The organism is Flavobacterium sp. I3-2, assembly GCF_013389595.1.
GTDB lineage: Bacteria > Bacteroidota > Bacteroidia > Flavobacteriales > Flavobacteriaceae > Flavobacterium.
Genome location: NZ_CP058306.1, coordinates 1508849 through 1520809 on the forward strand (window position 1 = coordinate 1508849; position 11961 = coordinate 1520809).

Annotated in this window: 13 protein-coding genes; 12 read left to right on the plus strand and 1 reads right to left on the minus strand. The window is 31.1% G+C overall.

The genetic code is table 11. The features are described from left to right. The first annotated feature begins 492 nt into the window (after positions 1 to 492). From HW119_RS07085 to dnaG, 10 genes are all read left to right on the plus strand, one after another. Complete coding sequence (locus HW119_RS07085) at positions 493 to 1383, plus strand: WG repeat-containing protein (RefSeq protein WP_177762541.1); 891 nt, start codon at positions 493 to 495, stop codon at positions 1381 to 1383. 154 nt (positions 1384 to 1537) lie between these two features. Beyond that, the gene (locus HW119_RS07090; protein ID WP_177762543.1) at positions 1538 to 2443 is read left to right on the plus strand and encodes an MBL fold metallo-hydrolase; all 906 of its coding nucleotides are present in this window, start codon (positions 1538 to 1540) and stop codon (positions 2441 to 2443) included. An 88-nt stretch (positions 2444 to 2531) separates the two neighbouring features. Continuing rightward, positions 2532 to 3512 carry a polyprenyl synthetase family protein gene (locus HW119_RS07095; protein WP_177762546.1) on the plus strand — a complete coding sequence of 327 codons (981 nt, stop codon included), beginning with the start codon at positions 2532 to 2534 and terminating at the stop codon, positions 3510 to 3512. A gap of 23 nt (positions 3513 to 3535) precedes the next feature. Beyond that, positions 3536 to 3889: a cation transporter gene (locus HW119_RS07100; RefSeq protein ID WP_177762549.1), complete on the plus strand. Its 354-nt coding sequence runs from the start codon at positions 3536 to 3538 to the stop codon at positions 3887 to 3889. A gap of 171 nt (positions 3890 to 4060) precedes the next feature. Then, positions 4061 to 4612, plus strand: a complete 552-nt coding sequence (locus tag HW119_RS07105) for an RNA polymerase sigma factor (RefSeq protein ID WP_177762551.1) — start codon at positions 4061 to 4063, stop codon at positions 4610 to 4612. Next, positions 4612 to 5250 carry a hypothetical protein gene (locus HW119_RS07110; RefSeq protein ID WP_177762554.1) on the plus strand — a complete coding sequence of 213 codons (639 nt, stop codon included), beginning with the start codon at positions 4612 to 4614 and terminating at the stop codon, positions 5248 to 5250. The genes HW119_RS07105 and HW119_RS07110 overlap by 1 nt, the downstream gene beginning before the upstream one ends. A gap of 3 nt (positions 5251 to 5253) precedes the next feature. Continuing rightward, on the plus strand, positions 5254 to 6336 hold the full coding sequence (locus tag HW119_RS07115; RefSeq protein ID WP_177762557.1) for a hypothetical protein: 1083 nt from the start codon (positions 5254 to 5256) through the stop codon (positions 6334 to 6336). Positions 6337 to 6393: 57 nt separating this feature from the next. Further along, positions 6394 to 6786: a hypothetical protein gene (locus tag HW119_RS07120; protein ID WP_177762560.1), complete on the plus strand. Its 393-nt coding sequence runs from the start codon at positions 6394 to 6396 to the stop codon at positions 6784 to 6786. Positions 6787 to 6797: 11 nt separating this feature from the next. Next, positions 6798 to 7598: an outer membrane beta-barrel protein gene (locus tag HW119_RS07125; RefSeq protein ID WP_177762562.1), complete on the plus strand. Its 801-nt coding sequence runs from the start codon at positions 6798 to 6800 to the stop codon at positions 7596 to 7598. An 81-nt stretch (positions 7599 to 7679) separates the two neighbouring features. Then, positions 7680 to 9662, plus strand: a complete 1983-nt coding sequence (gene dnaG / locus HW119_RS07130; protein ID WP_177762564.1) for a DNA primase — start codon at positions 7680 to 7682, stop codon at positions 9660 to 9662. Between the two features lie 95 nt (positions 9663 to 9757). On the opposite strand, the gene nadE is transcribed toward dnaG, so the two are convergent. Continuing rightward, positions 9758 to 10561, minus strand: coding sequence for an NAD(+) synthase (gene nadE, locus HW119_RS07135; protein ID WP_177762566.1), 804 nt, complete (start codon positions 10559 to 10561; stop codon positions 9758 to 9760). Between the two features lie 81 nt (positions 10562 to 10642). Here nadE and gldB point away from each other — a divergent pair, with 81 nt between their 5' ends. Together gldB and gldC are read left to right on the plus strand one after the other, a co-directional pair. Continuing rightward, the gene (gldB, locus tag HW119_RS07140; protein WP_177762568.1) at positions 10643 to 11602 is read left to right on the plus strand and encodes a gliding motility lipoprotein GldB; all 960 of its coding nucleotides are present in this window, start codon (positions 10643 to 10645) and stop codon (positions 11600 to 11602) included. Further along, the gene (gldC, locus tag HW119_RS07145) at positions 11602 to 11937 is read left to right on the plus strand and encodes a gliding motility protein GldC (RefSeq protein ID WP_177762570.1); all 336 of its coding nucleotides are present in this window, start codon (positions 11602 to 11604) and stop codon (positions 11935 to 11937) included. Before gldB ends, gldC begins: the two co-directional genes overlap by 1 nt. Positions 11938 to 11961: the final 24 nt, after the last annotated feature.

Below are 11961 nucleotides of genomic sequence, written 5' to 3' on the forward strand. Positions count from 1 at the left end.
ACACTAATTTACCTATTCTAAATACAGGCTTTATAACCTAATGTTCTGTCCAAATTTTGTAGTAAGGGTAAAGGAACTAACATTCTGAACGGTCTTATATGACAAATGACAATCAATAGTCTTACTTCTTTACCCTTTCTTTTCTTTCTCGATTTACAATATTTAAAAATAACTATTTGCAAACATAGAATGACAATCAATAGTCTTACTTCTTTACCCTTTCTTTTCTTTCTCGATTTACAATATTTAAAAATAACTATTTGCAAACATAGAATGACATTATGTTTTTTACTGTCATTCCGACGTTAGGAGGAATCTTTATTTGAAGCTATTTCCAGCTTTCCGCTATATCTTTTACTGCATTTCATTTCGTAAAAGAATGCCGCTGCAATCTGGGCTAGAAAGTTGATTTATGGTTTGATATAAAGAAAAAATATCTTAAATTGTTATTGTGTTTTTGAAAATTCAATTTCATTTAAAAATTTGTTTAATATGAAGTACATCAATTTTCTATTGTTTCTTTTGGTTAGTTTTTCATTAAAAGCCCAGAATCAACAGAAATATCTAACAACTGACAATAGGTTTTCCGTTTATGATAATAAAAAGTGGGGAATTATTGATAGTTTAGACATTATGATTATACCCTTTGAATATGAAAGAATTGAATTTGCTAACAATTTGTTTATTCTTACAAAAAATAAAAAAGTAGGTTTAGTAGACTTAAATAACAATGAAATTTTACCAACAAATTATTATCATATTTACCCTAGAAAAAACAATAGATTCATTTTATTATCACCAGAAAAAAAAGCTGGAGTTATTGATAATAAGGGCAATATAATTATTTCAAATAAATTTAAATACATTGGAGATTTACATCTTGCTGATGATTTCTATTTAGTTAGAGATGAAAATAACTTAGAGGGGATTTTTGATTTTGAAGGAATTGAGATATTGCCAGTTGAATATATTTTTTATAACAATGATAAGGCGATCATTTTTGGGGCTAAAGGAAAACAAGCTTATTTATTTGATTTAAATAATTTAGATAATACAATTACTTTAGATAAAGAAATAGAATTAGTTTTTACTGTTAGGCATTATTCTGATGGTGAACAATTCTATCAGATTATTAAAAAAAATAATAAATATGGTATCATCAATTTTAAGAATGAAATAGTTATTCCTTTATTATATGAGGAAATTAAATCTACAAACAGATGGAATTATTTTTTTATTAAGAAAAATGATAAATATGGAATAATTAAAATAGATGGTGAAATTGTAGTAGAACCAATCTATGATAAAATAAATCTCCACAAAAACTATGTAAGTTTATTACAAGCCGATAAAGTAAAAGATATGTTTTGGTTTCCACAATAGTAAAAATAAGTTTTTAGACGATAAAACTTCAAACATAGACAAAATTAAATATAAATTAGAAATCGTTTACTTTTTTACTTAAAACTTTATGACAATAATATACTCTCAACTTTCCAACAAAATTTGTATCTTCCCAATATAAAATCAACAAAAAATGAATACCCAAATACAAGTAATCGATTTAAACTTTTTAAATACTAAAGAATCTATTGGTTCGTTCTTAATACCAACCGAAAAAGGACCAATTCTTATCGAATCAGGACCAGAAACAACTTACGAAGCTTTAGCTGCCGGAATTGAAAATGTGGGTTATAAAGTAGAAGATATTCACGCGGTTTTATTAACGCATATCCATTTTGATCACGCCGGAGCTGCTTGGAAGTTTGCTAAAAACGGAGCTAAAATTTACGTTCACGAAATTGGTTTACCACATTTAGCAAATCCTGAAAAATTATGGAATTCTGCTGCTCAAATTTATGGTGACGATATGGATCGCTTATGGGGAAAAATGGAACCAATTGCAACTGAACAATTAATCGCTGCAAATGATGGTGATGTCATTGATTTTGGTGATGTACAATTCAAAGTGATTTACACGCCAGGTCATGCCGTGCATCACAACGCCTATCAATTAAACGACATCATTTTTACAGGAGATGTTGCAGGTTGTAAAATTGAAAACGGACCGGTTGTTCCGCCGTGTCCTCCACCAGATATCGATATTACGTTATGGAAAAAATCAATTCAAAAATTAAAAGATGCAAATCCTACAGCTTTATATTTAACGCATTTTGCACGTCAAGAAAATCCCTTACAATTATTAAACGAATTAGAAGCTGAGTTAGATAATTGGGCTGCTTTCATGAAACCCTTTTTCGATGCCGGAACTCCAGCTGATGAAATTGTACCGCAATTTATGAAGTTCACTTCAGATGCTTTTAAAGCAAAAGGCTTAACAGTTGAAGAAATTCAAGTGTACGAATATGCCAACCCGAGTTGGATGTCAGTTAACGGATTATTACGTTATTGGAAACTGAAAAGTCAAGGACGTATTGAATAATTTTAAGCAGCGAGAAATCGTTGCTTTTCTTTTTAAAATTGCTCTAGATTAAGTATTAAGTTTTAAAAAAAATGCTAATTTTGATTTTATGAAAATAGTGGAACAGATAAAACAACCGATTGAACAAGAAATGAAACTTTTCGAAGATAAGTTTCGTAATTCAATGAATTCAAAAGTTGCTTTATTAAATCGAATTACGCACTATTTAATCAATCGTAAAGGAAAACAAATGCGACCAATGTTTGTTTTCTTAACTGCAAAAATGGTCAACGGCGGAGAAATGAACGAACGTACGTATCGTGGTGCTGCTGTTATCGAATTGATTCACACCGCAACTTTGGTTCATGATGATGTGGTTGACGATTCAAACAAACGCCGCGGATTTTTCTCCATCAATGCACTTTGGAAAAATAAAATTGCCGTTTTAGTTGGTGATTTTTTACTTTCTAAAGGATTGTTGTTATCTATTGATAACGACGATTTTGATTTATTGAAAATCATTTCGGTTGCCGTTCGTGAAATGAGCGAAGGTGAATTGTTACAAATTGAAAAAGCACGCCGATTAGATATAACTGAAGAGGTATATTACGAAATCATCCGCCAAAAAACTGCAACTTTAATTGCAGCATGTTGTTCGTTGGGTGCTTGTTCGGTTCAGCCAAATGATAAAGAATTGGTTGAAAAAATGCGATTGTTTGGCGAATATGTTGGAATGGCTTTTCAAATAAAAGACGATTTATTTGATTATACAGATGATGCCATTGGTAAACCAACCGGAATTGACATCAAAGAACAAAAAATGACCTTGCCTTTAATTTACGCATTGAACAATTGTTCGGATGCTGAAAAAAAATGGGTAATCAATTCGGTTAAAAATCACAATACCGATAAAAAACGTGTGCGAGAAGTCATCAAGTTTGTAATTGACAAACAAGGTTTGGCTTATGCCGAAGAAAAAATGTTTGCTTTTCAACAACAAGCTTTAGATTTATTAGTTGATTTTCCGGATTCACCTTATAAGGATTCGCTAATTTTAATGTTGAATTACGTAGTTGAAAGAAAAAAATAATTTTATATCTTAATTTAATAAATATGAATATCAAAAGAATACTTAATCTACTAATCGTATTATTTTTGACTTTTAGTGCTCAAGCACAAAATAAAAAAAATGACAAAGCAGAAATTAAATTGTCAATTGAGTGCGACCATTGTAAAGTTTGTGAAACTTGTGGATTGAATTTTAGAGATAATATGCTTAAAGTTAAAGGCGTTACCATGTATGAACTGAACGAAGAAACTAAAACGATGACCGTTTATTATAATACAAAAAAAACAGATTTATCAAAAATAAAAACAGCTATATCAAAGTTAGGGTTTGATGCAGACGAGGTAAAAGCTGACCCAGAAGCTTATGAAAAATTAGATGGTTGCTGTAAAAAAGCTTAAATATTAAAAATGCGAAGATTTTTCTTCGCATTTTTTATTTGTAAAATATACTGATAATTAAATAGCTATATGTTTTAAATGATTACTTATGTTAAAAAAAGTATTTTTTTTTGCCCTCCATCCAACCTTTCTTCGTTTTTTTACGTCTATGTAAATAGAATAACGAAGTAAGTGAAAATTATCCCGATAAAATATTCAGAAGAAAAGCTAATTGAGCAAGTGAAACAACAAAATCGCTTGGCTCAAAAGCAACTTTATGATAGATTTTCGCCCAAGCTATTAAGTACGTGTCGTCAATATATAAAAGATATTCACGAAGCAGAAGATGTGATGTTGATGGGATTTATGAAAATACTTCAGAACATCAATCAATATCAATTTGCTGGAAGTTTTGAAGGTTGGATGCGCCGAATCATGATTTACGAAAGCATTGATTTCATCCGACAGAAAAAACAAATCGCTTTCTCAGAAGATGTTTCGTATAAAGAAGCATGTCATTTTGAAAATGATAGTTTGTATGAAGTTGAAGCGATTCAGAAATTAATTGATGATTTACCCGAAGGTTGTAAAATGGTTTTTGTGCTTTCGATTGTTGAAGGTTATAAACATCAAGAAATTGCCGAAATGTTGCAAATCTCGGTCGGAACATCCAAATCACAACTCGCACACGCACGAAAGTTATTACAAGAACGTATTCAATTACAAGATAAAAAGATATTATAATGGAGCAGTTTGAAAAAAATATCAAAGAAAAATTAAACGAGCGGAAAATACAACCGAGTCCGCAAGCTTGGGATAAGCTTGAAATGCTGTTGAACGAACAAGAAGTTAAAACAAAAAAGAAATCGCCACGAACGTATTTGTTTATTGCAGCTTCATTGTTGGCTTTTGTGAGTTTAGGAACTTTCTTTTTTAAGATGAATTCTGATAACATTCAACCAAGTGAAATTCAAATACAACCAAATGAAAGTTTGGCTGTTGAAGAAAATCAAAATGAAGAAATACATGAAGTTTTAGAAGAAGAAACGATTCCATCTAAGGGGATTTCTGAATCTAAAATCATCAAAACAAAATCGGAGAATAAAACAGTTGTGCATCATCCTAAAAAAGAAAATGTACAGTTTAATGAATCTGAAATTAAAATAAACCAAAAATTTATTAAAGTTGATAATCATCAACAAGAAATCGCTCAAGTTAATCAAGAAGAAAAACAAGAAATTTCTACTTCAAAAGTGGATCCGAAAAAATTGTTAATAGTAGTTGAGTATGAACGAAATGTAGAAAAATCGGCATCGCAATTCAAACAAATGAAAAATAAATTTGAAGAAGTAAAAACAGCGTTGAATAATATAAACCAATAAGATATGTACAAGTTTGTAATTTATATTTCGATTTTTTTAGTGAGCTTGGTATCTAAATTGTATGGACAAACCAATGATTCGCTTCAACAGAAAACACAAGAAAAAGGTTATGTTATTAACTTTACTTACGGAGAAGTGAATGAGGAAGTTACTTTTCAGACGAAAGTGAATAAAATTTCTAAAGAATTAGATAAAGCGATTAAATCAAACAAGGAAGCTTTAAAAAAAGATTTGTTGTTGATAGAACAGCAATTAAAGAATAATGAGATTTCACAGGAGAAAGCAGAAGTTTTAAAAAACGAAAAAGCTGTTTTTTATGCTACTAAAATTGATGAAGCTACTTTAAAATCAGAAAAAGAAATCAAAGAAGCTTTACAAGCTAAAGTTAATGACGAAATGAACATGAAGGCTTCATTAAATGACTATATCAAAAGCTTGGTCGAAAAACGTTCGAAATTTATTCTTTCAATTGGATTTGGTTCTAGTTTGATGTTTGTTGATGGAGGTTTAAATACAGATATATATAAATCTAAAATGATTTCTTCTCTAAATTGGGGTTTAGGCGGTAAAACCAGATTATTGAAAGATAATTCCCATTATTATTTACGTTATGAATGGACTTCAATTTATAATTCTTTAAAGCCTTCAAGTCAGCGTGTTTTAGATGTGGTTGACAATCAGACAACTTTAGTGGAATACGAAAAACCGTTAAAAAAATCAAGAATTGATTTTGTTCAATCTCGAATTTCGGCTTATTTTGAATATGATTTCTCTGAGAAAAAAGAAGATGAGTACGGCAATGTGATTTTACGTTCACGACAATCGTATTTTGTAGGATTAGGTGGCTTTTTTGGAATTGGCGGAAATAATATAACTCAAGTAATGAAATACAAAACTTCAGGTAAAACACATCGAAATACCGAAACTGGAAATTTTGGAGCTAATAAATTTGTTTACGGAGTTGGTGCTTATGTAGGTCATAAAAATGTATCGTTGTTTGCGACTTATAATTTAAATCCAACGTTTAAAAATTCAGAATTTGAACAACATTTTTTAAATATCGGATTAACTTTAGATATTATGTAAATTTGGTATTGTTTATGTTAATAAAAACACAAAAAAAAAATAAATAAAAAAGTAATTATGAAAAAAATTATTTTAGCTACAATATTACTTGTTTCAACATTATCATTTACATCGTGTTCATCTGACGATAATTCAACTGAAAATGTTAAAACAGAATCAAAGTTTAAAGGAACTTGGTCTGGAACTTATTCAGGAGAAGCTTCAGGAAATTGGACAGCTACCATCAACGAAAATGGTGAGTTTATTGGACAAGCTAGTAATCCTTCAAATCCAACAATTTTTACCATGAAAGGTGTTGTGAGTGATTCGGGTATTTTAGATGCAGATTTTTATATTAATAATGCAGTAGTTGGTGAATTTAACGGCACATTAAATGCAACAACAGGACAAGGAAATTGGACCAATACTTTATTGGACTTAGAAGGGATTTGGCAAGGAACTAAAAACTAAATATATAAATTATGAAAAAAATATTTTTACTATTATCAATTGCATTTTTTGCAACGCAAGCAAACGCACAAACAAACGATTCTATTCCAGAAGTTGTTGATGTTGATATTGAAGAAGCTGTTTTCAAATACGTTGGAAGAACAGTTAAAGACACAACTGTGGTTTATAAGACTAAAACAAGTTTTTTATTGCGTTTTGGTTTAACCAATTTAGCGACTGAAAATCAATTTGCGAATTCAGATTTTGGTTATATGCGTTCTGTTGGTTTTGAATGGGGGTTAACACAACGTCGTCCGTTTTCAAAAGATAAAAACCTTTTAGGTATTAAATACGGATTGACATTCTCGTACAATTCTGTTGCGGCTACAGATAATCGCGTTTTTGTTTTAGACGGAAATCAAACGGTTTTACAAACATCTCCACATAATTTAAGAAAAGCGCATACGTATTTCAGAAACTCATACATCAATATTCCAATTGCGTTAGATTTTGATTTTTCTACCAAAGAATACAATGCGGCAAACAAAAAGTTTATTTGGAAAGACCGTATCAATTTCGGACTTGGAGGATATGTTGCTTATAATATCAATTCAAAACAATTCATTTCTTATAAAGATGAAAATGGCTATAAGATTTCTGAAAAACAACACGGAAAATGGAATGTGAATGATTTCGATTACGGTTTAATGGCTTATGTCGGAAAAGGAGGTATTAAACTTTACGGGAAATATGGTTTAGCTCCGGTGTTTAAAAACAATGTTCAAGATCAAAAATATTGGACTTTAGGAATACAAATTGAATTAGGAAATTAGTTTCTGAATTAGTTATCAAAAGCGTGCTAAAAAGGCACGCTTTTTTTGTAGTTTTGTTTGTATAAATTTTAGAAGATTATAATGATTTCAAAAGCCACCATAGATGCCGTTTACGATGCAATTCGCGTTGAAGAAGTGATTGGCGACTTTGTTACATTAAAAAAAGCCGGTAGTAATTACAAAGGTTTAAGTCCGTTTGTGAATGAGAAATCGCCTTCGTTTATGGTTTCTCCAGCCAAACAAATTTGGAAAGATTTCAGTTCCGGAAAAGGCGGAAATGCAATTGCATTTATTATGGAGCACGAACATTTTACCTATCCAGAAGCAATCAGATATTTAGCTAAAAAGTACAATATCGAAATTGAAGAAACCGAACAAACGAACGAGGAAAAAGAACAAATGAACGAAAAGGAAAGTATGTTCTTGGTATCTGAATATGCCAAAAAATACTTTTCTAAAATCATGTTGCATTCAGACGAAGGTCAAGCCATTGGTTTGTCTTATTTCAAAGAACGTGGTTTTACCATGCAAACCATTGAAAAATTTGGGCTTGGATATTCGCCAGATTCTTGGGACGCATTTACCAATGATGCTTTAGGAAAAGGTTATCAGTTAGAATTTCTTGAAAAAACAGGATTAACGATTGTAAAAGAAGATAAGAAATTCGACCGATTTAAAGGGCGTGTGATGTTTCCGATTCAAAGTATGTCGGGACGCGTTTTAGGTTTTGGAGGACGAATTCTGACTAACGATAAAAAAGCTGCCAAATATTTAAATTCGCCAGAAAGTGATATTTACCATAAAAGTAAAGTCCTTTACGGAATTTTCCACGCCAAGCAATCCATCGCTAAATTAGATAATTGTTATTTGGTTGAAGGTTATACCGATGTGATTCAAATGCATCAAGCCGGAATTGAAAATGTGGTTGCTTCTTCAGGAACTGCTTTAACACCCGACCAAATCAGATTAATTAGCCGATTAACCAAAAATATTACCGTTCTTTTTGATGGTGATGCGGCAGGATTACGAGCTTCGATTCGTGGAATTGATTTGATTTTGGAAGCTGGAATGAACGTTCGTGTGTGTACATTTCCTGATGGTGATGACCCGGATAGTTTTGCTAAGAAAACACCGCATGACGAATTATTGAAATATTTCGAAGATAATGCAACCGATTTTATTCGTTTCAAAGCTTCGTTGTTGATGCAAGATGCAAAACACGATCCGATTAAAAAAGCCGATTTGATTCGCGATATGGTTTCGAGTATTTCTAAGATTCCAGACAATATTCAGCGTGAAGTTTACATTCAAGAAACGGCTCGAATTATGGATATTTCTGAAGATGTGCTTTTTAATACTTTGGCGCAAATCGGAAAAAAGGAACTTCAAGAAGCAAATAAAAAATTTGTTCAAGAAAAGAAATTTGAGGTTGTAAAAAAGCTTGAATCTCCAGAAGAAATCAAAAAAGAAAAAGTAGATATCATGTTCCTGTTGGAGCGAAAGATTATTGAAATTTTATTGATTTACGGAAATTACGAAGAAACGTTTAAAGAGTTGGTTTTACAAACTAATGAGATTGAAGAAACGGTTGAAGAAGTTTCTGTTAACGTAACCCGAAAAGTTTTTGACAAGGTTTATTTGAGCTTACAGGATGATGAGGTTGAGTTAAGTAATCCGTTATTCCGTGATATTTACAAAGATATTATTGCCTTTTATCACGAAAAAGGAACTTGGAATTTAGAAGAATATTTAACGCGTTTGAAACCAGAGTTCGCTGAAGAAATTACTTCGATTATTATGAACGAAGAAAAATATGAAGTACACGAATGGGAACGCCAACATATTTTTGTAAAAACCAAAGACCAAGGCGTTTCGCAATATGTTTTTGAAACGATTTTAACCTTACGATGGTATTTGGTAAATGAAATTATAAACGATATTAAAAATCAGTTGATGCAAAGCACTTCTGAAAATAATTTCGAAATTTTAACCGAAGCGGTTGATTATAATAAATTAGCAAATTCATTTTCTTATCAGTTAGGTCGTGTTATGTCACGATTTTAATATAAAAAGAGGAAATCTTAATTGTGTAAGATTTCCTCTTTTTTTGAGTTTTGTTTATTTTCTTGATTATATTAATTTGTGGATCAGTGGTAAAACTATTTCAATTCTTTTGGAATTTCACAAACCGGAATCGGATTCATTTTATGTTGGTTGATACGGTTTAAACGACTGTAAATTTTAAAAACTTCTAGCTCGCGTCCTTCAAAATCAGCTTCTGTTTTACCAGCTTCTTTAGCTAACATCGCTATTTCTAATTCGTCATAACTTGCGCCTAATTGGTCTTCATCAGAACGGTCGTCACCAAATAAACCATCGGTTGGTTTTGCAACTATAATACTTGACGGAACCTCTAAATATTTTGCTAATTCACGAACTTCAGACTTCATTAAATCTGCAATCGGGCTCACATCAACACCGCCATCACCATATTTTGTATAAAATCCAACACCAAAATCTTCCACTTTATTTCCTGTTCCAGCAACCAAAGCTTGATGAATTCCAGCAAAATAATATAAAGTAGTCATACGTAAACGCGCTCTTGTGTTGGCTAAAGTTAAGTTTAATCGCGCTTCATCTTCACCTTTTGGAAGTAAACTCGTCATCAAATCAAAAGTTGGAGTTAAGTCTGCAACAGCACTTGAAATATTTTCGAATTTCGATTTTAAAAAGGTAATATGTTCTTGCGCTCTTGAAACCTGACTTGCTGCTTGATGAATTGGCATTTCAATACAAAGTGTTGGTAAGCCAGTCATTGCACATAAAGTTGAAGTCAAGGCAGAATCAATTCCACCAGAAATTCCAACTACAAAACCTTTTACATGAGCGGTTTGCGCATAATCTTTTAACCAGTTAACTATAATTTCTGTTATTTCTTTATTTTTAAATGTTGTTGATGTCATAAAGTTGTATTGATTTTAGACAAGCTGTCTTATATTTGTAATTGAATTATAAAGTTATGAAATAATCTTGTTTTACAAACTATGAAAAAATATCTATTTGTGTTGTTTGCTGCTCTTGGATTGACTGCTTGTTCAGAGAAATCGAAAGTTGAAAGTGAAATATCTAAAGTTCCTGTTGACATTGAAGTACTTCGTTTTGATAAAGAATTCATTGAAACTCCAGATGCCGATTTTGCTATATTAAAACAAAAGTATCCGTTTTTATTACCTGCAAATGTAGCAGATGAAGAATGGATGGATAAGCGAAAAGATTCGTTATTTAATGTACTTTATAAAGAAGTTCAAACAAAATTTGCAGATACAAAACAATTGGAAGCTGATTTGATATCTTTGTTTCAGCATATTAAATATTATTTTCCGAATCAAAATCCTAAAAAAGTGGTTATGCTAATTTCAGAAGTAGATGTTGATGCGCGTACCATTTATGCAGATACTTTGTCTTTGATTTCTTTGGATGCATATTTAGGTAAGAACCATCGTTTTTATGAAGTTTTTGAAAGTTATACATTAAATGATTTTGAACCAACTCAAATAACCTCAGATTTGGCTCAAAGTTTTATTTCAACACAATTAAATCTTCCTCAAGACAGACAATTTTTAGCTCAAATGATTTATGAGGGTAAGATTTTATACGCTAAAGATTTGTTAATTCCGAATGATTCTGATGCTGTTAAAATAGGTTATACTCCAGAACAAATTACCTGGTGTGAAGAAAACGAATCGCAAATGTGGAAATATTTTATTGAAAATAAATTGCTTTATGATTCAGATTCAAAACTTTACAGTAGATTTTTACAAAAAGCACCTTTTTCAAAATTCTATCTAGATTTAGATGCAGAATCACCTGGAAGAGTTGGTGCTTGGGTTGGTTGGCAAATTGTTCGTTCGTATATGAAAAATAATAATGTAACTTTGCAAGAACTTTTTGCAACCGATGCAAAGACGATTTTTGATAATTCTAAATACAAACCTAAAAAGTAATGGGTAAATTAAATAAGTCTGAAATTAAAATTCAAGTTGAATTAGACGAAAACAAAGTTCCTGAAATTTTAAGATGGACAGCACCAGATGGTGGTGTTGAAAACGATACGGCAAAAGCAATGTTACTTTCTATTTGGGATAGTAAAGTACAAGAAACACTTCGAATTGATTTATGGACGAAAGATATGCCAGTTGATGAAATGAAAAAATTCTTTCATCAAACTTTAGTAGCCATGGCAGATACTTTTGAACGTGCAACCGATGATAAAAAAATGAGTGATACCATGCGTGATTTCTGTGCTTATTTTGCAGAAAAGCTTGAGTTACACAAATAATATAAAATCCGATAGTTAAAAAGC